Origin of the sequence: Martelella mediterranea (genome assembly GCF_004342225.1) — a bacterium.
GTDB lineage: Bacteria > Pseudomonadota > Alphaproteobacteria > Rhizobiales > Rhizobiaceae > Martelella > Martelella mediterranea_B.
Window position 1 is genome coordinate 250450 of sequence record NZ_SMAR01000001.1, and the last position, 25274, is coordinate 275723.

The following is a 25274-nucleotide window of genomic DNA, read 5'->3' on the forward strand; positions in this document are numbered from 1 at the left end:
GTAATTTCTGAAAATTATGTACCGCGAAATCTGATATCGTGCAAGCGCGAGCCTGCTCTCCATCAAAATACGCAATCCCATCCCCTTTAATGGCAATGGGTTTAGCAGAGGGGGGGAGGTGGCCGTTTGATTTATGTCATCTTGCGGTAAAAAGTCGCTCCCCGACTAAGGTCGTGGTTGTTCATTCCATTCTTGCACTGCAAAACAGTTAAGTTCGGGGCTGTGGACAGTCTGTGTCCAGAAAGTTCCGGATCATGTCTTTTTGCGTTGCAGGTCATGCTGAAGCACTCTTGCCTGTTATCCCCTGCGACGCCTTATCCAGAAAAGGGAGGCAGGTTTTGGATAACCGGGTTCGTGATCGGAAGCTGCGCGACAAAATCGTCAGTGCAGAGGAGGCAGCGAATTTAATTCACGATGGCATGGTCGTCGGCATGAGTGGTTTTACCCGTGCCGGAGAAGCCATGGCGGTGCCGCTGGCGCTTGCCGAGCGCGCGAAGAAAGAGCCTTTTCGCATCACGCTGATGACGGGCGCATCTCTGGGCAATGATCTCGACAAGACACTGGCGGAAGCTCACGTTCTGTCGCGGCGAATGCCATTTCAGGTGGATCCGGTTTTGCGCAGTGAAATCAATGCGGGCGAGGTGATGTTTACTGATCAGCACCTTTCACAAACTGTCGAACTGCTTCGCACCAGGCAGATACCGCCGGTTCAGGTTGCTGTTATCGAAGCGGTTGCCGTTTTGGAACATGGTGGCATTGTGCCGACCACCTCTGTCGGTAATTCCGCCAGTTTTGCAATTCTGGCCGACAAGGTGATTGTCGAGGTTAATCTGCATCATCCTGAAACGCTGATCGGCTTGCATGATGTTTTTATTCCTGCCCAGCGTCCTTCGCGAACACCGATCCCGGTGGTTGCGCCCGAAAGCCGTGTGGGGCTGCCCTATATTCCCATCCCACCTGAAAAGATTGCGGCAATTGTCATCACCGACAAGCAGGACAGCGAAGCAAAGGTGCAGCCACCGGATGCTGAAACCCGCGCCATTGCCGGACACCTGATGGAGTTTCTCAAGCATGAAGTGAAGCAGGGGCGGCTGACCAATTCACTTTTACCTCTGCAGGCCGGGATTGGCGCCATCGCCAATGCCGTGATGAACGGCTTTCTCGACTCACCGTTCGAAAACCTGAAAATGTATTCTGAGGTTCTGCAGGATTCGACATTCGAGCTTTTCGATGCAGGTAAGCTGGCTTTTGCGTCCGGCTCCTCAATCACGCTTTCGAATGCGATGTACAAGAAGGTCTTTGCTGATCTTGACCGGTACAAATCCCGGCTGATCCTGCGCCCGCAAGAGGTTTCGAACCACCCGGAGGTGGTGCGGCGTCTCGGCACGATCGGGATCAACACTGCGCTTGAGTTTGATATTTACGGGAATATCAACTCCACCCATGTCGGTGGTACGCATATGATGAATGGCATCGGCGGTTCCGGTGACTTTGCCCGAAACGGGTTTCTTTCCGTATTTGTCACCAAGTCACTGGCAAAGGGTGGGGCGATTTCGTCGGTCGTACCGATGGTCAGCCATGTGGATCATACCGAACATGATGTGAGTGTCGTTGTTACCGATGTCGGACTGGCGGATCTGCGCGGTCTGGCACCCAGAGAGCGCGCTCGCCAAATTATCGATCACTGTGTCCACCCGATCTACCGCGAGAAGCTGAATGACTATTTCGAACGCGCCTGTCATCGTGGCGGACATACGCCGCATGTGATGGAAGAAGCCTTCAGCTGGCATACAAACCTGAAGCAGTATGGTTCGATGATGCCGGAAGCGCGTGCTGCCGCTGAATGACGTTCCTTCAGCATCGGCCCGAAAATCGGAATCGATTTTCGGAAAGCACTTCGCTCCAAAAGCCGCCCGTCAGGCGGCTTGCCTTTTGAAAGAAAATACGAGGAAGGTGAGCGGGATCAGCACGGCCGGGAAAACCAGCCAGTTCATCAGGGCCCAGCCATTATCCGTATTGACCAATGCGCCGGCCAGAAATGAGGCAAGGGCCACAGAGCCGAAGACCAGAAAATCGTTCAGGCCTTGCACTTTGCCGCGTTCTTCCGGTGTATGGCAGTCGGTGATCATCGCTGTCGCTCCGATAAATCCGAAGTTCCAGCCGACTCCGAGCAGGATCAGCGCGAGCCAGAAATGCGTGAGGCCGAGGCCGGAGAGCGCAGTCACCGAGCAAAGGGCGATCAGAATGAGGCCGGTTGCCGCGATCTTTTCCTTGCCGAAACGTGCGATCAGCCGGCCTGTGACAAAACTTGGCCCGAACATGGCCAGCACATGCCACTGAATGCCAAGTGTAGCCTGCCCGACGCTGTGACCGCAGGCCACCATTGCCAGCGGTGTTGCCGTCATGATGAAGGACATCAGTCCGTAGGAGACAACGCCGGTGCCTGCGGCCAGGATGAAACGCGGTGAGCGCGCGATCTCACCGATCGTGCGACCGCCCGTGAGGTTGGTTTTCTGATCGGGGTGACTTCTGGGGAAATGCAGGCGACTGACCAGCAAGAGCGTCGCCATAGCCAGCACAGACTGGCCAACGAAACTCGCGGCATATGGAATTCCGGGGATTGCGTCGCTGGTCCATATCACAACCTGCGGCCCGATGATTGCGGCAAACAGGCCGCCGATCATCACACGCGAAATCGCGCGCGCTTTCATATCGCCGGAAACGGAATCTGTCGCGGCGAAACGAAAGCTTTGAATATAAGCGCCGTAAAGACCTGCAAGCGCAGTGCCGATGCAAAACAAAACGAAGGTCTCTGCCGCGATTGCTCCGGCTGCAACGAGCCCGCCCAGAATGCCGATCATGGCACCAAAGACATAGCCATGACGCCGGCCCACTTTTCGCATCAGCCAGGCGGCTGGCAGTGTACCGACTGCAACACCGAGATTATAGATGCTGACAGGAATGGTAGCGAGTGCGGGATCGGGTGAGAGCGTCTGGCCGACAATACCGCCAAGCGAAATAATGATCGGCGGGCCTGCGCCACCCAGTGCCTGAGCGACGGTCAGAATCCGGATGTTACGTTGACCGTCGGCTGCGGCTGGATTTTTCATTTTAGTCTACTTCTGGAGATCAGACAAACGCGAAGGCGTCAGCCACATTGGGTTTCGGCAGTCGCGCCAGTGTCTGCATCGTTCGGCGCGCAATATGTTTGATAAAGTGCTGTTACAATTTCACGGGCAGGGTGGCTTTCGATGTGATACCAGATCGTCTGACCATCCCGGCGGCCAGCAATCAGCTTTTCACGGCGCAGAAGAGCCAGATGCTGTGACACCGTTGAATCGCGAATGCCGAGGAATTCCGCCAGTTGACCGACCGAGCGTTCGCCGTCAATCAGCTGGCATAAAATGAGCAGACGATGCCGGTTGCTCAGCGCTTTGAGCAGCTCGCAGGCTTCGTTTGCTGTTTCCATCATATCTTCAGAGTTAACGTTCATATTTTCGTATTTACGTTTCTTTGTATATAATGTCAAGGTGAAGGTCTGGTTGGTCTATCGTATCACCTGACAAAGCGCAAATAACGGCCTGCCAGCAAAGCTTATGCATATCTGTTGCGAACGGCCTACGAATGCGGGTGTCGAAAAGGCGATGAGAGCGTCGGGCGAAAAAGTGGGATCCGTTTTTTTGGACAATCACGGCGGCTCTAGTGGATGAAGTTGGCGATCGCGTAGCCCTGCTTTTCCAGTCCGTTTCGCACTGCCTGAGCAATGGCGGTCGCTTCCGGCATATCGCCGTGGACACAGATCGAGCCGATATGGGTAGGAATTCGTTTGCCTGTGACAGTGACGACTGCGCCCTCGCTGACCATCTCGACAGCGCGCCATGCAGCAACATCGGGATCACGGATGACGGCATCTTTCTGTCCGCGCGGCACCATTTCGCCAGAATCCAGGTAAGAACGATCAGCCGCAATTTCCGGTATGACGGTCAGCCCGGTTTCCTCGGCAATTCTCTGCTCGTGTCCCAGTGCAGCAGCCAGACAGATCAACGATGGGTCCACAGCCTTGATTGCATTGGTGATGGCGCGCGCTACGCTTTTATCCTGCTGGGCAAGGCGCCCGAGCGCGCCGTGAGCTTTCACATGCGTGATCGGATGTCCGACATATTGAGAGACGGCTTGTGCAGCGCCGATCTGGTAGGCCACCATCCGTTCAATCTCGCCGACAGAATATGGGATATGACGGCGACCGAAGCCCATAAGATCCTGAAACCCCGGATGCGCACCGACGGCGACGTTGCGATCACGTGCCATGGCAAAGGTCTGGGCCATGATATCCGGATCGCCTGCATGAAAACCGCAGGCAACATTGGCCGATGAGACAATTCGCAACATCGCTGCATCATCACCCATTTGCCATGCACCGAAGCTTTCGCCCATATCGCTGTTGATATCGATTCGCCGACGCGTCATGCCGCAGGCCTCCCGTTTCACACGATTATATCTTTTCATTCAGTGTAGTGGTTCCGGGGAAAGCGTCACAATGGTTTTCTGGAGATCAGTTATGCAATATTAGCATTTCTGGGATGTGCTTGATGCATGGTTCCTGTCGTTTTAAAGTGTCCTGATCGTTGGCTCAGAGTTGCCATATGTTCGAAAGCGATGCTATCGCCTGATGAAGCGTTACAGGAGATATGGCATGAACCGACTGACGATCCGCCGCCCGGATGACTGGCATCTGCATTTGCGTGACGGCGCAATGATGGAGGGCGTTGTTGGTGACACTGCAAGGCATTTCGGTCGGGCGATCATCATGCCAAACCTTGTGCCGCCGGTTGTGACCGGAGATGACGCTGCAGCCTATCGCGACAGAATCCTGAAAGCATTGCCTGAAGGCTCGGCCTTTCAGCCGCTGATGACCCTTTATCTGACGGAAACCACAGATCCGGCAGATGTGGAAAAGGCTTTTAAAGCCGGTCTCATACAGGCAGTGAAGCTTTATCCGGCTGGCGCAACCACCAATTCGGCAAGCGGCGTCCGTAATTTTGAAAACGCGATGCCGGTTCTGGAAAAGATGGCCGAAACCGGTCTCAATCTTTGTGTTCACGGCGAAGTCACCGCGCATGATGTCGATATCTTCGATCGCGAAGCGGTTTTCATCGAGACTGTTCTGGAGCCGCTGCGCGCGCGTCTTCCAGAACTGAAGATCACGATGGAACACGTGACCACCAAGGACGGCGTCGATTATATCAAAGGCTCAGACTGTAATATAGCCGGTTCGCTGACCACGCATCACCTGATTATCAATCGGAATGACATTCTCGTCGGTGGAATTCATCCACACTACTACTGTTTGCCGGTTGCCAAGCGTGAAAACCACCGTCAGGCGCTGGTAGAAGCCGCGACCTCTGGCGACAGCCGTTTCTTCCTGGGAACGGATTCCGCACCGCATGTCGATCCCTCGAAAGAATGCGGCTGCGGCTGCGCTGGCATTTATACGGCACCTAACACGATGAGCTGCCTTGCCCATGTGTTTGAAAATGCGGGCGCGCTGGATAAGCTTGAGAGGTTTACGTCGCTGAACGGCCCAGCCTGGTACGGGCTTGAGCCGAATACAGATACGATCACGCTTGTGAAGCGCGATACACCGGTTGCCTACCCGCCGAAACTTTATACCGGAGCGGGCATGGTCACGTTGTTTGATCCGAAGTTTGCGCTTTTCTGGGATGTCGAGGCCTGACCGCCCAACCGGCGAGCAGGCTTTTTGAAAGGGCGGTAAAAGGCCGCCCGCCGACTAAAGCTTCACGCGACCTTTCACGAGCTGGTCTTCCCAGTCCAGAGCGTGCTTCACGATGGTGTCAAGGTCATCATATTGCGGTTGCCAGCCGAGGATCTCGCGAACGCGGGCACTGTCTGCAACCAATGCCGGCGGGTCGCCCGGTCGGCGTTCGGCCAGATCAACACGAAAATCAACGCCGGAGACCCGTTTGATGGCATTGACCACCTCAAGAACCGAAAATCCGTGACCATAACCGCAATTGGCGACGAAGTTGTCACCGCCATTGAGAAGATGCATCAGTGCTTTCACATGCGCATCGATCAGGTCGGTGACATGAATATAGTCGCGCAGGCAGGTGCCGTCCGGAGTCGGATAGTCCGTCCCGAAAATCTGCATACGGTTACGGCGGCCAGTGGCGGCCTGCGCAGCAATTTCAATCAGGTGGGTGGCGTGTTCACGGGATTCACCTGTGCGCCCCTGCGGATCCGCTCCGGCGACGTTGAAATAGCGTAAAGCTGCGTATTTCAGGCCGTAGGCTGCAGCACTGTCGCGCAGCATCACTTCCGTCATCAGCTTGGACCAGCCATAAGGCGAGACGGGCTGCAGGTTCTGTTCCTCATCCAGAAGGTCGACGCCCGGTTCGCCATAAACTGCGGCGGTGGATGAAAACAGGAAGGCTTCGATTTTGGCTTCGACGGCTGCTTCGATGAGCGCGCGCGATTTGACAGTGTTGTTTTCATAATAGGTCAGCGGATCGGAAACGGAATCCGAGACCACGATGGAACCGGCGAAATGGGCAATCGCATTGATGTCTTCGTCGGTAATCAGTTTTGCGATCAACTGTTTGTCCGCGATATCGCCTTCGACCAGTTTTGCCGCTTCCGGGATGAGTTCCTTATGTCCCGTCGAAAGGTCGTCGATTACGATGACCTTTTCGCCGCGGTCAACGAGTGCGTGTGCCATGTGGCTGCCCACATAGCCGGCGCCGCCCGTAACCAGTATTGCCATTGTTTCCTCCTGCGGTATTGCGAGCGAACCAGATTTGCGAGGGTCCGCTGGAATTTAACTTGTCTAAAACTGCTGAAACCGACGTGATGCTTGCACGATGATTGCGCTGGACAATGCAACAGAACGCAACTGTTTGGAAGGCCGCTTTATCGCTCTTTTTTCGCTTTCGGCAGTCTCCGGCGCCGGATCTGGCACTGGCACCAAAGATGAAAAATGTCTCTGGCCTGGCAGAGAGAAACATATCTTTGCGGCTTATTAAATTTCCTGATTTTTCTATTCCATGATGTAGGCTTTAGTTTCGGTCACATTCCTCTTCGTTTCCTTCCGACCTTCAAACTTCAGGGTATATTGCGCCATGATGAAACATGTGACGAAAAACTGTATTCTGTCTGTTCATCCACAGAACAACTCAGCCCAAGCCGTTCAGACGCCGCCTCAGGCTGCCAGGCGTCGCAACCCACCGACTGGCGCAAGCGTCCAGCACGCTCAACATGCGCATTCGCCAAGAGAAGCGGGCATATCGGCGCATGACTTCTTTCTGGCCAATGTGCCGCCGCCGCCCGAAGCGCCGCTGCCTCCGCCTTCTGCCACGAAACCTTCACTCAGCAATCTCATGGTGAGATCGGGAGAAACTGATCATACGAGCAAAACGCAGGCCCACCGGGCTTTGAAAGGGCCTGCACCGCCACCACCGGTTGCCCCTAAGCCTTCTCTGAGTGGCCTGGTGAAAGCGAAAGAGGCAGAAGCTGTGAAGGCATCCGGCAATGAAGCGATGCTGAACATTCCGCCGGAGCCGAAAATGCCGCCACCACCACCACCGGCTTCAGCAAAGCCGGAATTGCACAGTATGCTGCATTCTGGAGGTGAAGCGAAAAATATGTCCAAGCGTGGCTTGGTTGAAAAACATGTGAGGTTTGATATCCCGACTGACGGGCCACCTGAACCTCAAAGGCTCCATGCAGGGGACAACATTTCCCCGTTTGCAGAACGCAACGCTCAGCGTTTGTCTCATGTGGGTGATCGGCATGCATCGATCCCTGAAGGAAAGCATGTGGCCAGCCACTCGCTTTCTCGGTTTATCAGAAGCGTTTCACCGGCTCGTTTCTTAAAGAATGGCGCGGCGTTAATTGCTGATAGAATGCCCGGTCATGGAAAAGAGGCCGTCGGCAACAGGCATACCGGGCAGCCGATGCCGACCTATCAGTCTTTTGAAGAGCGCCTGGACCCGGATATAGAGGGCATCCATACTGATTTTCAGAGGCTGCAGGATACCGAGATTATTCATTTTTAGCGGTGCCATTGAAGGATGGTCTTGAAAGGTTGACAGGCGGAATTTTGAAGAGACGATCAGCCCGAAAGAGCTGATCGTTCCTTTCGCGAGTTATTTGAAGCCTACGACCGCATGTGGGATGTAAGGCGCTTCAAGCTTGGCGATTTCTTCACCGGTCAGCTTCAGGTTGAGCGCTGCCTGCGCGTCATCGAGATGGTGCGGTTTTGACGCGCCGATGATCGGGGCAGAAACAACTTTCTTGGAAAGAACCCAGGCCAGCGCCACTCTGGCCATCGGCACGCCGCGGGCATTGGCGATCTCGCTGACGGCTTCTACAACCTTACGGTCGGCTTCCGCTGTTTCTGAATAAAGTGTTTGCCCAAACTCATCGGTTTCAGAGCGTGCCGTCGTCGTATCCCAAGGGCGAGTCAGGCGGCCGCGCGCCATTGGGCTCCATGGGATGACGCCGATGCCTTCAGCCTCGCAGAGCGGAAGCATCTCGCGTTCTTCTTCACGGTAGAGTAGATTCACGTAATTCTGCATCGTGACGAATTTTGCCCAACCATTGGCTTTTTGAGCCGCCAGCATTGTCGCGAATTGCCAGGCAAACATGGAGGACGCCCCGATATAGCGGACCTTTCCTGCTTTGACGACGTCGTTCAGAGCTTCCAGGGTCTCTTCAATCGGTGTGCCATAGTCGAAGCGATGGATCTGATAAAGGTCGACGTAATCGGTGCCAAGCCGGCGCAGTGAATTATCAATCTCCTGCATGATGGCCTTGCGTGACAGGCCCGCGCCATTCGGGCCTTTGTGCATGCGGTTGAAGACCTTCGTCGCAATCACGACCTCATCGCGGCGGGTATGTTCTTTAAGCACCTTGCCGACAATTTCTTCCGATGTTCCGTCAGAATAGACATTTGCTGTGTCGAAGAAATTGATGCCATCTTCGACGGCCTTGCGAATAAACGGGCGGCTGTCTGCCTCACTGAGTGACCAGGGGTGGCTGCCGCGCTCCGGCACACCATAGGTCATGCATCCAAGGCAAAGGCGGGAAACTTCAAGGCCGGTGCGGCCAAGTTTTACATAGTCCATAGGAAAGGTCCTGATTTACGGCTGCAACAAAAAGCCGCCGGAAAAACCGGCGGCTGGTTCCTGTCACTTTTCTTTGTTGGCGAAAGCCTTTTTTCCCTCGTTATCAAGGGCGGCAAACTCTTCGTCGGAAAGCGTGATGTCTGCGGCTGAAACATTTTCCTGCAGATGCGCGATCTTGGAAGTGCCGGGAATCGGCAGCATGACCGGGCTTTTTTTCAGAACCCAGGCGAGCGCGATCTGACTTGGCGCAGCATCGTGTTTTCTGGCAATGTCGTCCATCAGAGAACCGGACTTTGCCAGATCGCCTGCCGCCAGAGGAAACCAGGGAATAAAGCCAATGTCGTTCTTTTCGCAGTAATCCAGAACGTCTTCGCTCGTGCGATCGACCAGATTATAGCGGTTTTGAACTGTTGAAACCTTAAACACCTTTTGTGCGGCTTTGATTTCTGAGACGGAGACTTCAGACAGACCGGCGTGTGCAATCAGGCCTTCGTTGAGAAATTCCTTGATGGCACCAAACTGTTCATCCGCCGGAACCTTGGGATCGATACGGTGGAGCTGCCAGAGCGGGAGTTGCTCAAGTCCAAGATTTCGCAGGCTCTTGTGCACCTGTTGCCGCAGATACTCCGGCCGCCCCACGGGAAGCCAGACACCGGGGCCGGTTCGTGTCAGGCCGCCTTTGGTTGCAATCGTGATGCCGTTATAGGGCGCCAGCGCCTCCCGGATGAGCCATTCTGAAACATCGGGTCCGTAACTGTCGGCGGTGTCGATAAAATTTACACCAAGCTCCGGCAGTTTTTTCAGGGTCTGAAGCGCACCATCGCGGTCTGCGGGTTCGCCCCACACGCCGTCGCCGGTGATGCGCATGGCACCGTAACCAAGCCGGGTAACTTCAATATCTCCGCCAATCGCGAATGTGCCAGCTTTGTGAGCAAGCTTCTCTGCCATAACTGTCTCCTGTGCTTTTGCTGCATCGCCGGTTGAAAAGAGGGCCAGATCTGACCTTCGCAAGGCGATGGCATTTGAAACGTATTTCAGGCCGGTACTGCGGTTTGATCACACAGCCGGCGGTGTGAGTGACAACGATATGCCGGGCAGCCGGTTCCATGTCCGGTATTCAGGTATTGCGCCCTGCGCGCCATAGCGACGTCACTCGTCACATAACCACTTGGGCCGCTGGACGACGTATTTCAATAAGCAAAGCTTAATTTCAGGAATGGGGAAAGTGATGAACATCATCGCGTGTTGACGGGTGGCAGAAAAGTTCAGGCCGCTTGTTGTGTCATTGCGTCAGGCAATTTCCTGCTGGTAGGCGCTGGAACCGCGCTTTTCATAATCCACTGGCGCCTGTGCGCCGGGTCTGGTCGACGAATGGCAGCGTGGCGGCTTCGATGTTGATCCGTATATTACCCATAATATGGGGCATGAGCAGATCAACACGGCTTTCGATCTTCTTTATGCCGGAAAGTACGATGCTGCAGAGGCCGATAGGATGAAATGCCCGCCGATCTGTTTTCGGATATGGCGGGCATTTTGTTTTGAAACATCACCGCAACTGTGGATTAAGACTGATTTTGCATGCACTTATATGACAGAAAACAACTGCTGCATATGTATTAACTTGCTCTGAAATACTCAGTTCTTCATAGTCCCGGTATATCAATAACTGGTTGCCGGGATGGACAGTCAAAATAAGGCCGAAGCGAAATACCACTTTTTCCTGACACGGGCTTTGCCGATCATGGCAGTGGCGCTGATGGTTGGTTGTGGTATTTTGACTCTGTTAATCTGGTCCAGCCGCGAGACAGACCGGATATCCAGTGACAGGCAGGCGAGCTTGATGGCGCTCGTGGTTTCACAGCTTCGCACTGCGGTGGCGCATGATCAGGAAAGTGTCACGGTCTGGGACGAGGCCGTGAAGCAGACGCGTGCGGGAAACGCTGGCTGGATGGACAGTAATCTCGGGTCCTGGATGTATGATTACTTCGGACTTGATGGAATCTATGTTCTCGATCCCGCCAATCAGCCGGTTTATGCCTTTGCGCGGGGCAGAGCCGTTTCTCCGGACGCTTTCTCTGCAATAGCAGAAGACGTTCTGCCTCTGGCTGATACCCTCAGAGCGATACAGCGTGCCGGTGATCGCAGTCAGATCAGTGATAGAGTGCTCACTCCCGGTGTTTCCGATATCGCTGTTATCAACCGGCGCCCCGCTATTGTAAGCGTTAAGCCGATCGTTTCGGATACCGGTGATATCGTTCAGGCGCCCGGTGAAGAATATCTGCATGTCGCGGTCCGCTTTCTCGACGGTAACCTGCTTGATGAACTGGAAAGCGATTATCTGTTTGATAATCTAACTTTCTCATGGGTGCAGGATCATGCTTCCGATGTATCAAGTCAGGCCTTGCTTTCAATTGACGGGCAGGTGAAGGGCTATCTGCTGTGGCATCCTTATCGCCCCGGCTTGGCCGTCATGCAAAGAGTGATACCGGTTCTGTTGATTGTTATCGTCATCGCCGTCTGTTCAATCGCTGGCTTTTTGATGCTGCATCACAATCGTTCGAAGAAACTTGAGGCCAGCGAAGTGCGCATTCGGTACCTTGCTTTGCATGACCCTCTGACAGGGCTGCCGAACCGTACCTACTTCAATGAGCATGTTGATCATGCACTCAGCGACGAGCCGCTGCAGCCGGTAGCACTGCTTTATCTTGATCTGGACCGTTTCAAGCAGGTCAATGACACACTTGGGCATCCAAGCGGGGATGCGCTGATCCGGGAGTTTGGGCAGCGCCTCAGAGCTGTCGTGCGTCAGGATGATGTTGTGGCCCGTATCGGCGGAGATGAATTTACCATCATGCTGCGCGGCAGAAGTGACCGGGTTGAGCTTGAACGGATCTGTGAACGTATGGTGGAGGTCGCCCAGCGACCTTTTGAGCTTGATGGTCACAGTGTCTTCGTCGGCGTCAGCATTGGTGCGGCGCTGGCTCCGGATGATGGTCGTGAACGGGTTAACCTGCTGCGCAAGGCCGATGTGGCGCTTTACTATTCGAAGACCACTGGCAGGGGGCGGTATTCCTTCTTTTCCGAAGATATGGATATGACGCTCGGCCGCCGACAGCGTATCGAACTGGACCTGCGGCTGGCACTGGCGGAAGGCGGGCAGCTGCATGTTTACTATCAACCCATCCGCTCGGCCCGTGACCGGCAGATCGTTGGATACGAGGCTTTGCTGCGCTGGAACCATCCGGAAAGTGGCTGGATATCGCCGGAGTTTTTCATTCCCGTTGCTGAGGAAACGGGTCTGATTGAGGATATTGGTGCCTATGTGCTGAGTGAAGCTTGCGCTGCTGCTGCATTCTGGACGGGTATGACAGTGGCTGTGAATGTTTCTGCCGTCGAGCTCCGCAATCCCGCATATGCAGAAAAAGTTGAAAAGACACTGGCCGCTGCGGGCCTTGAGCCCCGGCAACTGGAACTGGAAGTGACCGAGACGGCAGCGACAGATGAAACGACTGCCGCCGCTGATAATCTGCGCCGGTTGCGTGCTTTGGGCGTCAAAATCGCGATTGATGATTTCGGGACCGGCTTTTCTTCGCTGGGACGGCTGCAATCTCTCAACGTGGACAGGATTAAAATCGACAAGAGTTTTGTGCGTGGACTGGGACAAAAGGCCGGCGATGAGGCCATTATTCGCGCGATCGTTGATCTTGCCCATGCCCGCGGTCTGAAGACCACGGCGGAAGGTGTTGAGACACCTGAACAGGATGCAGGACTGACCAGAATTGGCTGCGATAACCTGCAGGGGTACCTCTATTCAAAGGCTGTTCCCCTGCACGAACTGAAAGACATGATTGTTGCGCGCAGAAAAACCTGAAAACGGTTTCCTTTGGGGCGTGTTTGGCGTTGACCGTCTGGAGAGCCGGGACCGTTGATCCATGATATGGGCAACAGACGTGCGATGTTTATGTCAGGGCGTTTCGGATGGAGGCGAAAGCCACTGCCAGTCTTACAGTGTCGGCCCGAAAATCGGAATCGATTTTCGGAAAGCACGATGCGTAGATTCAATAGGTTAGTGCGTCCTTTGTGCATCCGAATGGATGCGACAGCGCTCTAATGAAAATCGCGGCTCGGAAACAGTCTTTTGGCCTGTTCGCGCGGGTGATAGGCACGGGGCTGTGGCCGCGTGCGGCGGGGTGTGTCATCGGCTTTCGGATCGGTCACACCAACCGCCTCATCCATTGGATGGCCAAGCTCTGAAAGGCGATGGGATTCATCTTCAATTGTCTCGGCAATAACATGCACAACCTGTCCTTCGCGCTGAAGTTTGCCCGTAACTTTCAACAGCCTGCCACCCATGACCGAGCGACGATAACGCTCGTAGATCTTGTTCCAGACGACAATATTGGAAACGCCGGTTTCATCCTCCAGCGTTAAGAAAATCACGCCGGATGCCGTGCCGGGGCGCTGCCGGGTGATCACCAGCCCGCAGACACTGACACGCCTGTCCTGTGTGCTCAGCAAGTTGCTGTGCAGTGTCAGCCCCTTCATTTTCGGCCGCAAAAGCTCCATCGGGTGAGCCCGCAGGCTCATGCGCGTGGCGACATAATCCTCAACAACCTGCTCACCAAGGTTCATCGCCGGTAATGTCACCTCCGGTTCGCTGATATTTTCACCATCGATGGGATCGGAAAAAAGCGGCAATGGTTTTGCAGAGCGGATCGCTCTGACCCGCCACAGCGCATCACGGCGCGAAAGCCCGGCATCGGCAAAGGCATCAGCCTCTGCAAGCCGCTCCAGTGTGGTCGGCATAAGCCCGGCGCGAAGCCACACATCTTCCGGTGTGTGATAGCCATTGCCGCGCGCAATGTTCAGCCAGTCTGCGTCTTCTTTTCGAAAGCCCTTGATCTGGCGGAAGCCGAGCCGCAGTGCGTAATTGCCGTCGGCCCGCCGCTCAAGCGTGCAGTCCCATTCACTGTGGTTGATCGAAATCGATCGCACTTCCACCTGATGTTCACGGGCATCGCGCACGATCTGGGCCGGCGCATAAAAACCCATCGGCTGGGCGTTCAGCAGCGCACAGGCAAAAGCCGCCGGATAATGGCATTTTAACCAGGCGGAAACATAAGTCAGCATGGCAAATGCTGCCGCATGACTTTCGGGAAAGCCATAATCGGCAAAGCCTTCGATCTGCGCAAAGCAGCGTTGCGCAAACTCCAGCTCATAGTTGTTATCTAACATGCCGCTGATGAACTGATCCCGAAATGCACCGATGGTGCCCATGCGCCGGAAGCTGGCCAGAGAACGTCGCAAACGGTCTGCATCTTCTGCGGAAAACCCGGCCGCAACTACGGCGATCAGCATCGCCTGCTCCTGAAACAGAGGTACGCCGAGCGTCTTTTGAAGTACGCCTTCCAGTTCAGGTGAGGGGTAGGTAACTTTCTGCTTTGCCTGTCGTCTCTGGATATAGGGCTGAACCATGCCACCCTGAATTGGGCCGGGGCGAACGATCGCGACTTCTATGACGAGGTCGTAAAAAGTTTCGGGGCGCATACGCGGCAGAAAATTCATCTGTGCGCGGCTTTCCACCTGAAACACACCGACGGCATCGGCTTTGGTCAGCATTGCATAGGTGGCCGGGTCTTCCTGCGGTACGGTGTCAATGGTCAGCGAGCGGTTATAATGCAGCCCAACCAGAGCAAAGCATTTCTGCAGACAGGTGAGCATTCCGAGGCTCAAAATGTCCACTTTCAGGATGTTGAGCGCATCAATGTCATCCTTGTCCCATTCGATGATCGTACGTCTTTCCATGGCCGCATTTTCAATCGGGCACAGTTCGTCCAGCCGGTCATTGGTGATAATGAAACCGCCGACATGCTGGGAAAGGTGGCGTGGAAAACCGATGATTTCGCCGATCAGGCGAAGGGTCTGGCTCAGTCTGCGGTCAGAGATATCAAGGCCGGCTTCACGCAACCGGTCAGGATCAGCACCCTTGCTGGAAATACCCCAAATCTGGCTGGAAAGACTGGACGTCACATCATTGGAAAGCCCCATGACCTTGCCCACTTCGCGAATAGCAGAACGTGAACGAAAGTGAATGACCGTAGCGCACAACCCGGCACGATGGCGGCCATAACGATCGTAAATATACTGGATAACCTCTTCGCGGCGTTCATGTTCGAAGTCGACATCAATATCCGGCGGCTCGCCGCGATGGCGGGAGACGAAACGCTCAAACACCATGCCGATCATATCCGGGCTGACATCGGTTATGCCCAGCGCATAACAAAGGATAGAATTGGCCGCCGAGCCGCGCCCCTGACATAAAATCCCCTTGCTGCGGGCGTATGTGATGATGTCATGGACGGTGAGAAAATAGGCGGCAAATCCCAGTTCCCCAACAAGTGTTAACTCCTTTTCCGCCAGTTCTCGATGGTGTTCGGGAATACCTGCCGGGTTGCGCTTTTTCAGTCCGTCCCAGGTGAGGCGGGCCAGGCGGGCCTGCGGTGCTTCGCCCTTGGCGATCTCATCGGGGTAATTATAAGACAGTTCAGACAGATCGAAAGCGCATCGCCATGCAATTTCCACAGTGCGCCGGAGCGCTGCCGGATGGGCTGCGAAAATGCGCTCCATTTCGGCAGCACCTTTCAAACGCCGTTCAGCATTGGGCAAGGCAAGGTGCCCGATCTGATCAATGGTGATATGGTGACGTATACAGGTCAGCACATCAGCAAGCTGCCGTCTGCTGGCATTGTGCATGAGCACGTCGCCAATGGCGACCATCGGTGCGCCGGTTTTGTGGGAAAGCGTCGCCAGCGCTGCAAACCAGTCCTGATCAGAACCATCATAGGGCGGGACTGCGCCCGTAAACACATGGCCGGGAAACCGGCGCAGGGCCTGAATGATGTGGTCTGTCGTTTCTGCCTTTTTCGAAAGGCCCTGTTGCGGCAGTGCAATCAGCACTGTGTCGTCGGCCCATTCCAGCATATCGCGCAGGTGAAGTTTACATTCGCCTTTGGCAGCGTGCTGCTTGCCCTGACTTAAAAGCCGCACAAGCTTCTGATAACCGGACTTTTTCTCAGGCAGGGCGATGAATTCGACCGGGCTGTCGCAAAGCACAAGGCGGCAGCCGACAATCAGGCGCGGCACATGCGGCAAGGCCTGAATATCAAGTGTTCTGGCCTGACCTGTCGGCTGGCGGGAGGAGGGATCGACCGGCTGTCTTGCAGTCAGTGTAATGACCTTCCTGTCTCCCTTTTCCGTCAACGTGCGTTTGATTTCCTTAAGGGCGGAAAAAGCCCTCACCACACCGGCAAACGAGTTCCGGTCCGTTATGGCAATGGCCGAAAGCCCCAGCTCTGTGGCGCGCGCAACCATTTCTTCCGGGTGTGAGGCGCCGGTTAAAAAGGTAAAATTTGTGGTGACGCAAAGTTCGGCATAGTCCATGGGCGCCTCACGCAAACAGTCCGTGAACATGCCAGCCGGGGGCCTGCGGTGTATGAAACATCCACAGCCGCAGGCCTTCCCGTGTTTCCACACGCCAGTAATCACGCAGGCCCGAGTGCCATGCTGGGTCATTCCGCCACCATTCCGGTGCCAGCCGCTCCGGCCCGCTGGCCCGCGCCGTGACAAAACGCATACGCCTCCACGAAAACCGGGAGGGGGGACGCCGCGCCGTATCGGCGGTCACCGGCTCTGGCGGGAAAAGGCGCAGAGGCCGCGGGCGAACTGGCTTCGGCCATGGCTTCAAAAGTGGTTCATCCGCTGCCGGACGGGTGGCAAAGGTGCGCTCGGGAATATGACTTTCTGCCGGGCAGTACCGGCTTAGATTCTCAAGCCCGATGCGGGCGCCGAGCCGGGTGATCAGATCCGCCAGTTTTTCATCCGCAGCCGGGCCGCCGCTGGTCAGCTGTTCTGCGGGCATGGGTTCCACCGCGCTGGCAGCAAGCCGCATGCGCTCAATGCCGAAACCGGCATCAATGGCGGCCACGTTGCGCTCAAACAATTTCACGATCCGGATGGCATCGCGCATTGGCCGGGCCAGCCTCAATTCGCAGGTTTCCGCCGAGGAGTCTGCCCGGGTCATCGTCAGGGAAAGGATACGCACACCGACTTCATGGGCTTTCAATCGGTCGCAGAGCCGCCCGGTAAGACGCTGCAAGGCGGCCATTACATCATCCAGCAGGCCGATGGGCTCGGGAAACATCATCCGTACGCCATAATGCGGTGGTTCGGCCAGAGGTGATACGGTTTCACCACGCTCCCCGGTCGCCTGATCCAGCTTCTCCAGAAGGCTCATATCGAAACGGCGGACCAGTGTGGCGCGTGGCAGGTTTGAAAGATCGGAAACCGTATTAAGCCCGAGACGCTTAAGCGCGGTGACGGCTTTGGCTTCAATGCGCAGCGCTTCCACCGGAAGGCCTGCAATGGCGTGTCTGGTTTTGCCGGGCGCGGCGATGCCCGGGGCAAAATGTGCCATTGCCCAGGCGGCTCCGCGTGTATCGGCAAATCCGGCATGCAGAGAAAGACCGGCGCGTTCTGCGCGAATTCTCATATCCTCCAACATGGCATGTTCGCCGCCAAAAAGATGCGGCACACCGGAAATGTCGAGTACCAGCCCATCACCCCCATCGAGCCCGGCATAGGGCGTGTAGCGTGTTGCCCAGCGCGCCAGCGTGTTCAAGAAAACCGCATCTGCATTTCGGTCTGCAGGCCGGGTTAAAAGGTCCGGCACATAAGCGCGCGCATCAGCCAGCCCCATGCCGCGCGAAAGCCCGGCTTCCTCCGCAGCAGCATTCAGGCAATATATTTTCTCATGGTTGCCTTCACTCAGTGTGACGGCAAACGGGCCATCAACCGGGCGGCGGCGTAAAATCCGCTCGCTCGGAAGCCTCGGAAACCACATGGATACGACGCGACGTTTCATCCCAACGGACCGTCCAGCTTCTGTTTGTTCCTGTTTTGTTCTTTATAAGAGACCAGTTTTGCAGAGTCGAGTCTGATTCATCAAAGAGCGGGTAGGTTCGCCAGCGCGTCGTGGCGGCCTGATTGCCGACGTTTTCGGGAAACAGGCAGAGGCATGTGGATCTTCCTGCTTCTGCGGAGAGCTGCAGGCGCCGTCCGGGCGTCAGCTCAAGCGAGGTTTCGCATTCGAGAACAACCAGCTGCACGGCGCCGGAGCGTAATCCCTCTTCGCCGACTGACAATGTTTCCGTCTGGTCGGCCGTGCGTGCCACCACCAGCCCGTCGGGATTGGCGTAAGCACCATAAGCGGTTGGGTTGATTGTGTCGGAAAACCAGGCGGGCCTGACCCAGAGCACTGGCCCGCCATATTGCCCGGCCAGCACTGCAGCAAAGAAAAAGGCGCCTGCGCCTGAAACATCGTGCGCGCGGCCTTTCATCAGAGGAAACATGTTCTCAAAACCGACTGTCATGGCCCCATGATATAACGCATGTCATGAGAATGAAAAGAGAACAAAAATGTGAAGGCCCGCCGGAAAAATCCTCCGCCATGCGATTTTGGAGCCTGCCGCGACCGCAGGTGCATCAAGAGCGCGTTACAGGTTCGTTTTCGGGCGGTCTTGCCTGTCCTTTCCCTGGCGTACATCCAAAATGCCTCCTTTTTTGACGCATGTTTGGTAAGCCTTGCGTATTGCGCATAGGCGCTTTGCTCAAAGCCACCTGCCCAAACCGGTTTGAGAGGCGTATCTCTTGGTCATCGAAATCAAAAAGCGGCGCGGTACACGCGCCCCGCAAAGACCCTCTCAGGTGAGGGCAGAAGAAAGAGATTTGATACCATGAGCATGGCCCGTTCTTTTAACAACTGGATCAAGTACCGTAGAACCGTCAGCGAGCTTGACCGCATGAGCACACGCGAACTTGCAGACCTCGGCATCAACCGCGAAGATATTCGTCGCGTCGCCCGCAAGGCCGCATTCTAAAAGATCAGAGAGTTTCGGAGCCGCGCTATCCTCCTCCTCCCAGGCGCGCTTCGTTCGGTTAACGATCTCCTCCTCCCAGTCGTTAACCCCTCAAATGGCGCCCACCGGATATCCTCCCCCGGTGGGCGCTATTTTTTTATCCGGATTCTGGTATTGCAGACTTGGTTTTATCCGGGGATGCCTCTTTTCTGAACGCTTTATGAAGGCATTTTGTCCGAGCCTTGCGCCTGGCGCATAGTGGCGTTGACGTAAACCGGCTGCCTCATAAGCGTTTGAACAGCTATATTCTGATTGTCGCTTCAAGGAGCACCGGAAACGATCTCCGGATGCAGAAGCGCCCTTAAAAGATGGAGAGACGATATGAGCATGGCTCGTTCTTTCAATAACTGGATGAAATACCGCCAGACCGTCGGCGAACTGAACCGCATGAACAGCCGCGAACTGGCTGATCTCGGCATCAATCGCGAAGACATTCGCAATGTTGCCCGTAAGGCTTCCAAGTAAGCCGGCAGACGGTTGACCGCGGTCGCGCGGGTAAAAAATGACCTCCCAAAATGCCCTTCGTCCCGGCTTCGGGATGAAGGGTTCTTTTTGTCAAATGGCAGGCTTTGCGTAATGCGTCTTGCCTCTGACACAATTATAGCGTATCGATTCCGCTATCGAGTTGGTTTGCTAAGTACGTTTGCGCGAAAGTGCATTGAACGATCTTCCTATCAAAATCGAACGACACGGCATGGCGCATGTCATGCTTTCTTTAGCTACACGATTTGAAAGGAAATCGTTATGACTGTCGGTACTGTAAAATTCTTCAACACCACCAAAGGCTATGGCTTTATCGAACCGGAAGACGGCAGCAAGGACGTTTTCGTCCACATCTCCGCTGTTGAGCGTTCTGGCATGACCACGCTGGCTGAAGGCCAGAAGGTCAACTTTGAAGTTGTAGCCGATCGCCGCACGGGCAAGAGCGCTGCTGAAAACCTCAGCGCCGCCTAAGGCATTTTGACGGTTGCCGAGTGCGGCAGCCTTCATTGTGAATTTCGGAAACCGCCGCGGCATATGTGCTTTGGCGGTTTCTTTTTATCCGCTGTTCGCGAAGGCCGTCACGGTCCGATGCTTAAATGCGTCATCAAACGCTGTCAGCTGTTGCACGAGAAAAACCCGCCGAAAAGTCGACGGGTTTGCAGGCTCTTGGAGAGCGACCCGGTTTAGGGGCGCGGCTCATGTTGACATGGGGCGCAGGGAAAACTGTCAGGCAGCCAATGCGCGAGCAACCGCTTTGCGGATTTCCGGCAGCGCAAAGGGCTTCGGCACGACGTCAATAATCTTTTCCATCAGGTCGTCGGCGCGTTCGCGCTGCTCGGCAAAGCCCGTCATCAGCAAAATCTTCATTCCAGGATGATCGGAAGAAGCGGCATGCGCCAGCGCAATGCCGTCCATGATCGGCATACGCACATCAGAAAGCAGAAGGTCATATCCGCCTTCAGACAGACGTTCCAAACCCTCTGCTCCGTCCGATGCCTCAACGGTTTCATGACCGTCCAGGCGAAGGGCGCGCGCAACGAAGGCCCGCAGCGAAGCTTCATCTTCCGTAATCAAAATCCTGGCCATGTCTTTTCAAGCTCTCTGTCTTATCAAAACCCGATATACGTGCCTGTTGTTCCAGGCTTTGTTGAGACAGACTTCACCAGAATTTTCCTAGCGAGAGGTAAACGCGCGATTTTGCTCGATTCTGTAGTTAACAAGCTGTTTTAAGCGGCTTTATAATTGATTAAGCATCCCCGGTGATAACACCGACGAAAGGCAGCTCGCGGAAAGCATAAGCCACGTCCATTCCATAGCCGACGACGAACTTGTCCGGGCACCGGAAACCGGCATAATCTGCTTCCATTGTCGCTTCGCGTTTGTCGTGCTTATCGAGTAGCACTGCGACCGAAACATTGGCCGCCCCGCGCTCGAACATCAGCCGTTTTGCGTATTCCAGCGTGCGTCCGGATTCCAGAATATCATCAATCAACAGGACATCGCGGCCCTTTACATCGCTGTCAATGTCCTTGACCAGCCTGACGCCACGGCTGACCGTGCCTGTGCCATAGCTTGAAAGCGTCATGAATTCGACCTCCGGTGCCAGCCCGGTCTTGTGCAGTGCACGAATGAGGTCGGCTGCAAAAACGAAAGAACCTTTCAGGATTGCAATCACCAGAAGATCTTTTGACGGACCATCGGCAATCTGGCGTGCAAGCTCTTCATTACGGCGAGCAATCTCTTCCGTGCTGAACAGTTCCTCAATGTTCTTACCGCGCACAACTGGCATCGGCAGGCTCCCTGGGCTGGCGCAATGTTCAAGATGAGCGATGCGCGAAAACACTGGCATGAACCGCCACACGAAACCGTGACTGTGGGCGGCTCTGGTCAAAATATGCTCTGGCTTTTAGAGCTTTGTGGCGGAAACGGCAATGCAAACGCGACTGAAGGCTGTGCTTCATCGGCAAAACTTCGTGGATATCGTGGAAGAAGGCGCACAAAACAGCGCGTCCGACCCTCCACATCGGGTTTGCGGTATGCGGCTTAGCTGGTATTGATGTTTTCGATAAAGCGTCATTTTGTAATCTTGGGTTGAGTATGGCTCTCATTCAATTCGAAAATGTCGGCCTGCGTTACGGAATGGGGCCGGAAGTGCTCAGGGATCTTACCTTCGATGTCCCAAAACACTCATTTCAGTTCCTGACCGGGCCTTCCGGCGCGGGAAAAACAACACTGCTCAGGCTTATGCTGATGGCTTTGAAGCCGACGCGTGGGCTGATCCGTCTTTTTGATCGCGATGTGGCGGTCATTCCACACCGTGAACTGCCGATGTTGCGCCGGCGGGTCGGTATTGTGTTTCAGGATTTTCGCCTGCTCGATCATATGACGACTTATGAAAATGTGGCGCTGCCGCTGAGGGTTCGTGGCAAAGACGAAGTCACTTATCGCAATGATGTTATCGAGCTTTTGAAATGGGTCGGGCTTGGCGAGCGGCTTCATGTGCATCCGGCCGTCTTGTCCGGTGGAGAAAAGCAACGCGCAGCCATTGCCCGGGCGCTGATTGATCAACCGGAGGTGTTGCTGGCCGATGAGCCAACCGGCAATGTTGATCCGCCGATGGCGCGGCGGCTGCTCAGCCTTTTTGTCGAGCTGAACCGTCTTGGAACTGCAGTTGTCATCGCGACTCACGATATCGGTCTGATGGATCGTTATGATGCCCGCCGTATGATCCTGTCTGAAGGGAGGCTTGAAATCTATGAGTAGGCCGCCCCAGTCAGGTCGCGATCCCAGACGTGGCGTGCCGGGTCGCAACGCTCAGGATGCTGCCCGAAAAGGCGGAGCCGGTCTGCCACCGCGCCGCTTCGGAGCGTCGAAAACCGGCGGTGCAGGAGCGGGCGGCGGGCGAGTGTCAAAACCGTCAGGACCTCCACGTATGATTGCATCTGGCAGGAGGAAGCCGACGCCGATCGTTCCGCCCGGCAATGTTCAGTCTCGGGCCCTGATGGCGGTGATTGCCATCATGGCGTTCCTGGCATGTCTTACGCTTGGCGGTGTCTCGATGATCCGGGCAACAGCGGCGAGCTGGCAGGGCGGGATTTCGCGTGAAGTCACCATCCAGATCAAGCCGCAGGAAGGTCGAGACATGAATGCGGCATTGCTGCAGGCCCGCGATATTGCCCTGCAGTTTGTCGGCACAGTGGAGGGGCGGATTGTCGACGAAGCGGCCACTGAACGTCTGCTGGAACCATGGCTTGGCACCGGCCTTGATTTTGATGAACTACCTGTACCGCGTCTGGTGATCATCACAATTGATGAACGGAACCCGCCGGATTTTTCGGCAATGGCCAACGCGCTGCAAAAGCAGGTTCCCGGTGCCTATCTGGACGATCACCGGGCCTGGGTGAACCGGCTTTCGTCGATGGCGGATGCAATGACGTCGATCGGCCTTTCGATCATGATGCTGGTTTTCTTCGCCATGATCCTGACCGTGATTTTCGCAACGCGTGGTGCGCTTTCCGGTAGCCGGTCAATTGTCGAAGTGTTGCACTTCGTCGGTGCTGAACGCTCCTTCGTTGCCTCACAGTTCCAGCGTCATTTTTTCAATGTTGCGTTGAAAGGGGCGTTTCTTGGTGGTTTTCTCGCCTGTCTGTTTTTCGCCGCTGCCCGGATCTGGCAAAGCCGCTTTCTGGCAACCCCCGGCGCAGATCAGGCCACTGCGCTGTTCGGATCGATCTCCATCGGCTGGGGGGCTTTTGCCGGCATCCTGCTGACAGTCCTGATTGTCGCTGCGTTGACAACTCTGACAGCACGTCTGACGGTCATGCGCACAATTCACGAGATCGACCACATCCGCTCAGATCCGGAACAATCTAATCCGGTCTGATGCTATATTGAACGACCTTTTCTTATCCTTGTGTTTTCATGCATGACCGGGGGCTGAATTTCGGCCACAAAAAACTTGATGTATAGAGGTCAGGTTCGCCCTGATTCGAACAAAACTTCTGGGTTCATACCCACAATAAATAATGGAACTGGCCTTCAGGCCGCGAATAAAGTGAGCGAACCACGCATGCCGGAACAAAACGGTCAGCCGCATGACAATGCTGAAACCGCTGCAAATGGCAGTGCTGAGCCTGTGAGGCGTTTCTCGCTTTTCCGGTTTCTACTGGCTTCATTGGTGATCTGTGCGGTGGCATTCGCGGGTGGCTTCGTCTGGTTTTGCGGAAATATTCTTCTGACCAACGCGCCAGCGCATGTGAAAGGCGATGCCATTGTCGTGCTGACCGGTGGCCCAAGACGGATTGATGTAGCGTTGCGTCTTCTTGAGGAGGGCAAAGGTGATCGGCTTTTGATCTCTGGAGTCAATCCATCAACGAGCGGTGAGAGTATTCGAAAGCTTACCGGTGGAGACAGTGATCTTTTTGAGTGTTGTGTTGATATTGGCTACGAAGCCTTAACGACACAGGGCAATGCTGCAGAAACACGGCATTGGCTGGCCGACCATGATTACCAGCGTGTTATCGTGGTCACGAGCGGTTATCATCTGCCACGCAGCTTGTTTGAGCTGCGGTCGATTGATCCGGACACGACCTTTATCGGCTATCCTGTTGCCAGTCTGAGTGAAAACGCCGGATTTGCAGAAAAGTTTAAGACATTGAAGATTGTCGGGGCGGAATATCTCAAGTTTATCGGTGCGCATGTTCGCGCCTATGCCGGTCTGGAGCGTATTTCAGGAACTGGCCTGCAAAGTTCCATGACAGATTTGTCTGCACGCGGGAGAGCGGCATGAGGCTGTTGCGCTCTTTCATCTTCAACTTTGTTTTTTATGTTGGAACGGCGCTGCGCATGATTGTGCTTTCGCCGTTCTATTTCAGCGTTTCGCGAGAGCGGGCTTACCGTGTCGTGGTTCAGGGCTGGGGCCGTTTTGTCAATCGCCAGATGCGCTGGTGGGCCGGTGCAACATTCGAGATCGAGGGGCTGGAGCATCTGCCGGATGGTCCTTGCATCATCGTTCCCAAGCACCAGTCAGCCTGGGACACAATCCTGCTTTTGCCATGGATCCCCGATTCCGTCTTTATGCTGAAACGTGAACTGATCGAGATGCCGCTGTTTGGATGGTACCTGAAGAAGCAGCGCCAGATTGCCGTCGATCGCGCTGCAAAAGGGCGCAACATGGCTGATGCGATCCTTCGCACGAAAGCTGAGGTGGAAACCGGACGCCAGCTTATCATTTTTCCTGAAGGGACGCGTCGTCCGCCGGGCGCTCTGCCAGAGTACAAGCGTGGCATCCAGAAACTCTATGCCAATCTCGATATTCCTGTCATTCCTGTCGTCATGCATCCGGGTCTGTTCTGGCCGCGTGGCAGTTTCTGGCGCTATGGCGGGCACTTTAAAGTGCGCGTGCTGGAGCCGATCGCGCCCGGCATGGAGCCAAAAGCCTTTTTTACCCATCTGGTTGAAACCATGGAGCGGGAAAGCGATCAGCTTCTTTTGGAAACAGTTGCAGCCAATCCTCAGCTGCCCTTGCCTGAAATCACGCAGAAGCGTGTTGATGCATTGAAGAAAAACGCGAACCCGCTGGCTGAAATGCGCTAGCCTATTGAATCTACGCATCGGCTCGAATCTGAGGTTCGTTTCACTGTTCCGCTTGCTCTGACGGAATGTCAGATTCAAG

Annotated in this window: 23 protein-coding genes; 12 read left to right on the forward strand and 11 right to left on the reverse strand. The window is 55.2% G+C overall.

The window, feature by feature from the left end; translation table 11 throughout:
* The first annotated feature begins 338 nt into the window (after nt 1-338).
* The gene (locus EDC90_RS01130) at nt 339-1847 is read left to right on the forward strand and encodes an acetyl-CoA hydrolase/transferase family protein (RefSeq protein ID WP_245510882.1); all 1509 of its coding nucleotides are present in this window, start codon (nt 339-341) and stop codon (nt 1845-1847) included.
* Between the two features lie 69 nt (nt 1848-1916).
* Here EDC90_RS01130 and EDC90_RS01135 read toward each other — a convergent pair whose 3' ends face one another.
* The 3 genes from EDC90_RS01135 to EDC90_RS01145 form a co-directional block, all read right to left on the reverse strand.
* Nucleotides 1917-3110 carry an MFS transporter gene (locus EDC90_RS01135; protein WP_132307646.1) on the reverse strand — a complete coding sequence of 398 codons (1194 nt, stop codon included), beginning with the start codon at nt 3108-3110 and terminating at the stop codon, nt 1917-1919.
* Between the two features lie 38 nt (nt 3111-3148).
* Nucleotides 3149-3493 (reverse strand): ArsR/SmtB family transcription factor, encoded by a 345-nt coding sequence (locus EDC90_RS01140; RefSeq protein ID WP_132307648.1) that lies wholly within the window; start codon nt 3491-3493, stop codon nt 3149-3151.
* A 206-nt stretch (nt 3494-3699) separates the two neighbouring features.
* Nucleotides 3700-4467, reverse strand: coding sequence for a LamB/YcsF family protein (locus tag EDC90_RS01145; protein WP_132307650.1), 768 nt, complete (start codon nt 4465-4467; stop codon nt 3700-3702).
* Between the two features lie 226 nt (nt 4468-4693).
* Between EDC90_RS01145 and pyrC the strand changes: the two genes are divergently transcribed.
* Nucleotides 4694-5734 carry a dihydroorotase gene (gene pyrC, locus EDC90_RS01150; protein WP_132307652.1) on the forward strand — a complete coding sequence of 347 codons (1041 nt, stop codon included), beginning with the start codon at nt 4694-4696 and terminating at the stop codon, nt 5732-5734.
* A 54-nt stretch (nt 5735-5788) separates the two neighbouring features.
* Here pyrC and galE read toward each other — a convergent pair whose 3' ends face one another.
* Entirely contained in the window at nt 5789-6781 is a 993-nt protein-coding gene (gene galE / locus EDC90_RS01155) for a UDP-glucose 4-epimerase GalE (protein WP_132307654.1), read from the reverse strand.
* Between the two features lie 97 nt (nt 6782-6878).
* Between galE and EDC90_RS20790 the strand changes: the two genes are divergently transcribed.
* Nucleotides 6879-7040: a hypothetical protein gene (locus EDC90_RS20790; RefSeq protein WP_165972698.1), complete on the forward strand. Its 162-nt coding sequence runs from the start codon at nt 6879-6881 to the stop codon at nt 7038-7040.
* 465 nt (nt 7041-7505) lie between these two features.
* A complete protein-coding gene (locus EDC90_RS01160) occupies nt 7506-8072 on the forward strand; it encodes a hypothetical protein (protein ID WP_132307656.1) in 567 nt (188 codons plus the stop codon).
* Between the two features lie 90 nt (nt 8073-8162).
* Here the strand turns inward: EDC90_RS01160 and EDC90_RS01165 are convergent, their stop codons facing one another.
* Together EDC90_RS01165 and EDC90_RS01170 are read right to left on the reverse strand one after the other, a co-directional pair.
* The gene (locus EDC90_RS01165; protein WP_132307658.1) at nt 8163-9143 is read right to left on the reverse strand and encodes an aldo/keto reductase; all 981 of its coding nucleotides are present in this window, start codon (nt 9141-9143) and stop codon (nt 8163-8165) included.
* A gap of 63 nt (nt 9144-9206) precedes the next feature.
* The gene (locus EDC90_RS01170; RefSeq protein WP_132307660.1) at nt 9207-10091 is read right to left on the reverse strand and encodes an aldo/keto reductase; all 885 of its coding nucleotides are present in this window, start codon (nt 10089-10091) and stop codon (nt 9207-9209) included.
* A gap of 730 nt (nt 10092-10821) precedes the next feature.
* On the opposite strand from EDC90_RS01170, the gene EDC90_RS01180 reads away from it, so the two are divergent.
* Nucleotides 10822-13014 carry a putative bifunctional diguanylate cyclase/phosphodiesterase gene (locus EDC90_RS01180; RefSeq protein ID WP_132307662.1) on the forward strand — a complete coding sequence of 731 codons (2193 nt, stop codon included), beginning with the start codon at nt 10822-10824 and terminating at the stop codon, nt 13012-13014.
* A gap of 236 nt (nt 13015-13250) precedes the next feature.
* Here EDC90_RS01180 and EDC90_RS01185 read toward each other — a convergent pair whose 3' ends face one another.
* Genes EDC90_RS01185 through EDC90_RS01195 form a run of 3 tightly spaced genes read right to left on the reverse strand, consistent with a single transcriptional unit; the run spans nt 13251 to nt 18571 of the window.
* The gene (locus tag EDC90_RS01185) at nt 13251-16583 is read right to left on the reverse strand and encodes an error-prone DNA polymerase (protein WP_132307664.1); all 3333 of its coding nucleotides are present in this window, start codon (nt 16581-16583) and stop codon (nt 13251-13253) included.
* A 7-nt stretch (nt 16584-16590) separates the two neighbouring features.
* Nucleotides 16591-18063, reverse strand: coding sequence for a Y-family DNA polymerase (locus EDC90_RS01190; RefSeq protein ID WP_132307666.1), 1473 nt, complete (start codon nt 18061-18063; stop codon nt 16591-16593).
* Nucleotides 17990-18571: an ImuA family protein gene (locus EDC90_RS01195; protein WP_132307668.1), complete on the reverse strand. Its 582-nt coding sequence runs from the start codon at nt 18569-18571 to the stop codon at nt 17990-17992. Before EDC90_RS01195 ends, EDC90_RS01190 begins: the two co-directional genes overlap by 74 nt.
* A gap of 363 nt (nt 18572-18934) precedes the next feature.
* Between EDC90_RS01195 and EDC90_RS01200 the strand changes: the two genes are divergently transcribed.
* From EDC90_RS01200 to EDC90_RS01210, 3 genes are all read left to right on the forward strand, one after another.
* The gene (locus EDC90_RS01200; protein WP_132307670.1) at nt 18935-19078 is read left to right on the forward strand and encodes a DUF1127 domain-containing protein; all 144 of its coding nucleotides are present in this window, start codon (nt 18935-18937) and stop codon (nt 19076-19078) included.
* 360 nt (nt 19079-19438) lie between these two features.
* Complete coding sequence (locus EDC90_RS01205) at nt 19439-19582, forward strand: DUF1127 domain-containing protein (protein WP_132307672.1); 144 nt, start codon at nt 19439-19441, stop codon at nt 19580-19582.
* A 279-nt stretch (nt 19583-19861) separates the two neighbouring features.
* Nucleotides 19862-20071: a cold-shock protein gene (locus tag EDC90_RS01210; protein WP_132307674.1), complete on the forward strand. Its 210-nt coding sequence runs from the start codon at nt 19862-19864 to the stop codon at nt 20069-20071.
* Nucleotides 20072-20326: 255 nt separating this feature from the next.
* Here the strand turns inward: EDC90_RS01210 and EDC90_RS01215 are convergent, their stop codons facing one another.
* The gene (locus EDC90_RS01215) at nt 20327-20686 is read right to left on the reverse strand and encodes a response regulator (protein WP_132307676.1); all 360 of its coding nucleotides are present in this window, start codon (nt 20684-20686) and stop codon (nt 20327-20329) included.
* Nucleotides 20687-20846: 160 nt separating this feature from the next.
* Entirely contained in the window at nt 20847-21389 is a 543-nt protein-coding gene (hpt, locus tag EDC90_RS01220; RefSeq protein ID WP_132307678.1) for a hypoxanthine phosphoribosyltransferase, read from the reverse strand.
* Nucleotides 21390-21697: 308 nt separating this feature from the next.
* On the opposite strand from hpt, the gene ftsE reads away from it, so the two are divergent.
* The 4 genes from ftsE (at nt 21698) to EDC90_RS01240 (ending at nt 25195) form a co-directional block, all read left to right on the forward strand.
* On the forward strand, nt 21698-22363 hold the full coding sequence (gene ftsE, locus EDC90_RS01225) for a cell division ATP-binding protein FtsE (protein WP_132307680.1): 666 nt from the start codon (nt 21698-21700) through the stop codon (nt 22361-22363).
* A 169-nt stretch (nt 22364-22532) separates the two neighbouring features.
* Nucleotides 22533-23483, forward strand: coding sequence for a cell division protein FtsX (locus EDC90_RS01230; RefSeq protein ID WP_132307803.1), 951 nt, complete (start codon nt 22533-22535; stop codon nt 23481-23483).
* A gap of 171 nt (nt 23484-23654) precedes the next feature.
* On the forward strand, nt 23655-24389 hold the full coding sequence (locus EDC90_RS01235) for a YdcF family protein (protein WP_165972699.1): 735 nt from the start codon (nt 23655-23657) through the stop codon (nt 24387-24389).
* Nucleotides 24386-25195, forward strand: a complete 810-nt coding sequence (locus EDC90_RS01240; RefSeq protein ID WP_132307685.1) for a lysophospholipid acyltransferase family protein — start codon at nt 24386-24388, stop codon at nt 25193-25195. Before EDC90_RS01235 ends, EDC90_RS01240 begins: the two co-directional genes overlap by 4 nt.
* Nucleotides 25196-25274 lie beyond the last annotated feature (79 nt).

What these genes read in the sequence shown, in the direction of transcription:
- EDC90_RS01215 (WP_132307676.1), bottom strand. Translation starts at nt 20,686, where the DNA reads ATGGCCAGGATTTTGATTACGGAAGATGAAGCTTCGCTGCGGGCCTTC.
- EDC90_RS01205 (WP_132307672.1), top strand. Translation starts at nt 19,439, where the DNA reads ATGAGCATGGCTCGTTCTTTCAATAACTGGATGAAATACCGCCAGACC.
- EDC90_RS01180 (WP_132307662.1), top strand. Translation starts at nt 10,822, where the DNA reads ATGGACAGTCAAAATAAGGCCGAAGCGAAATACCACTTTTTCCTGACA.
- EDC90_RS01210 (WP_132307674.1), top strand. Translation starts at nt 19,862, where the DNA reads ATGACTGTCGGTACTGTAAAATTCTTCAACACCACCAAAGGCTATGGC.
- EDC90_RS01185 (WP_132307664.1), bottom strand. Translation starts at nt 16,583, where the DNA reads ATGGACTATGCCGAACTTTGCGTCACCACAAATTTTACCTTTTTAACC.
- EDC90_RS01190 (WP_132307666.1), bottom strand. Translation starts at nt 18,063, where the DNA reads ATGAAACGTCGCGTCGTATCCATGTGGTTTCCGAGGCTTCCGAGCGAG.
- EDC90_RS01195 (WP_132307668.1), bottom strand. Translation starts at nt 18,571, where the DNA reads ATGACAGTCGGTTTTGAGAACATGTTTCCTCTGATGAAAGGCCGCGCG.
- EDC90_RS01200 (WP_132307670.1), top strand. Translation starts at nt 18,935, where the DNA reads ATGAGCATGGCCCGTTCTTTTAACAACTGGATCAAGTACCGTAGAACC.
- ftsE (WP_132307680.1), top strand. Translation starts at nt 21,698, where the DNA reads ATGGCTCTCATTCAATTCGAAAATGTCGGCCTGCGTTACGGAATGGGG.
- pyrC (WP_132307652.1), top strand. Translation starts at nt 4,694, where the DNA reads ATGAACCGACTGACGATCCGCCGCCCGGATGACTGGCATCTGCATTTG.
- EDC90_RS01140 (WP_132307648.1), bottom strand. Translation starts at nt 3,493, where the DNA reads ATGAACGTTAACTCTGAAGATATGATGGAAACAGCAAACGAAGCCTGC.
- EDC90_RS01240 (WP_132307685.1), top strand. Translation starts at nt 24,386, where the DNA reads ATGAGGCTGTTGCGCTCTTTCATCTTCAACTTTGTTTTTTATGTTGGA.
- galE (WP_132307654.1), bottom strand. Translation starts at nt 6,781, where the DNA reads ATGGCAATACTGGTTACGGGCGGCGCCGGCTATGTGGGCAGCCACATG.
- EDC90_RS01230 (WP_132307803.1), top strand. Translation starts at nt 22,533, where the DNA reads ATGATTGCATCTGGCAGGAGGAAGCCGACGCCGATCGTTCCGCCCGGC.
- hpt (WP_132307678.1), bottom strand. Translation starts at nt 21,389, where the DNA reads ATGCCAGTTGTGCGCGGTAAGAACATTGAGGAACTGTTCAGCACGGAA.
- EDC90_RS20790 (WP_165972698.1), top strand. Translation starts at nt 6,879, where the DNA reads ATGATTGCGCTGGACAATGCAACAGAACGCAACTGTTTGGAAGGCCGC.
- EDC90_RS01135 (WP_132307646.1), bottom strand. Translation starts at nt 3,110, where the DNA reads ATGAAAAATCCAGCCGCAGCCGACGGTCAACGTAACATCCGGATTCTG.
- EDC90_RS01170 (WP_132307660.1), bottom strand. Translation starts at nt 10,091, where the DNA reads ATGGCAGAGAAGCTTGCTCACAAAGCTGGCACATTCGCGATTGGCGGA.
- EDC90_RS01145 (WP_132307650.1), bottom strand. Translation starts at nt 4,467, where the DNA reads ATGACGCGTCGGCGAATCGATATCAACAGCGATATGGGCGAAAGCTTC.
- EDC90_RS01165 (WP_132307658.1), bottom strand. Translation starts at nt 9,143, where the DNA reads ATGGACTATGTAAAACTTGGCCGCACCGGCCTTGAAGTTTCCCGCCTT.